The organism is Brevundimonas sp. GN22 (assembly GCF_054824005.1).
Map to the genome: position 1 here is coordinate 1 of NZ_JSYD01000151.1, position 1,273 is coordinate 1,273.

General features: G+C 60.2%; 1 protein-coding gene. It reads right to left on the bottom strand.

Annotation, left to right across the window (positions count from 1 at the left end):
- Positions 1–82 precede the first annotated feature (82 nt).
- Positions 83–1,273: an elongation factor Tu gene (tuf, locus tag OB03_RS14465; RefSeq protein ID WP_242914291.1), complete on the bottom strand. Its 1,191-nt coding sequence runs from the start codon at positions 1,271–1,273 to the stop codon at positions 83–85.

The following is a 1,273-nucleotide window of genomic DNA, read 5'->3' on the forward strand; positions in this document are numbered from 1 at the left end:
ACGGCCCCCCGGATTTCTCCGGAGGGCCGTCTTGTTTGTCGTCACTGACGGTTGCCCGTCAGGGTCGGATCAAAGCTGTTGCTTAGGCAACGATCTTCGAAACGACGCCGGCGCCTACGGTGCGGCCGCCTTCACGGATAGCGAAGCGCAGCTTCTCTTCCATGGCGATCGGGGTGATCAGCTCGACGTCCAGCTCGGCGTTGTCGCCCGGCATGATCATTTCCACGCCTTCCTTGAGGTGAACGATGCCGGTCACGTCGGTGGTGCGGAAGTAGAACTGCGGACGGTAGTTGGTGAAGAACGGGGTGTGACGGCCGCCCTCTTCCTTGGTGAGGATGTAAGCCTCAGCAACGAACTTGGTGTGCGGGGTGATCGAACCCGGCTTGCACAGCACTTGGCCGCGCTCGACGTCTTCACGCTTGGTGCCGCGCAGCAGAACGCCGACGTTGTCACCAGCTTGACCTTGGTCCAGCAGCTTGCGGAACATTTCGACGCCCGTGCAGGTCGTCTTTTGAACCGGACGGATGCCGACGATTTCGACTTCTTCACCGACCTTGACGATGCCGCGCTCAACGCGACCGGTCACAACCGTACCACGACCCGAGATCGAGAATACGTCTTCAACCGGCATCAGGAAGGCTTGGTCGATCGGACGTTCCGGCTGCGGGATGTAGCTGTCGACAGCTTCCATCAGCTTCAGAACGGCGTCTTGACCGATGGCAGCATCGCGGTCTTCAACGGCGGCCAGAGCCGAACCCTTGATCACCGGAATGTCGTCACCCGGGAAGTTGTACGACGACAGAAGTTCACGAACTTCCATTTCGACGAGCTCGAGCAGTTCTTCGTCGTCGACCATGTCAACCTTGTTCAGGAACACGACCAGCGCCGGAACGCCAACCTGACGCGACAGCAGGATGTGCTCGCGGGTTTGCGGCATCGGGCCGTCAGCGGCCGAGCAAACCAGGATAGCACCGTCCATCTGGGCAGCACCGGTGATCATGTTCTTCACGTAGTCGGCGTGACCCGGGCAGTCCACGTGGGCGTAGTGACGGTTAGCCGTCTCGTACTCAACGTGCGCGGTGTTGATGGTGATGCCGCGTGCTTTTTCTTCCGGAGCAGCGTCGATGTCTGCGTAGTTCTTTGCAGTCGCGCCACCGGCCTTAGCCAGCGTGATGGTGATCGCAGCCGTCAGCGTGGTCTTGCCATGGTCAACGTGACCGATGGTGCCGATGTTGCAGTGCGGCTTAGTGCGTTCGAACTTTTCCTTGGCCAT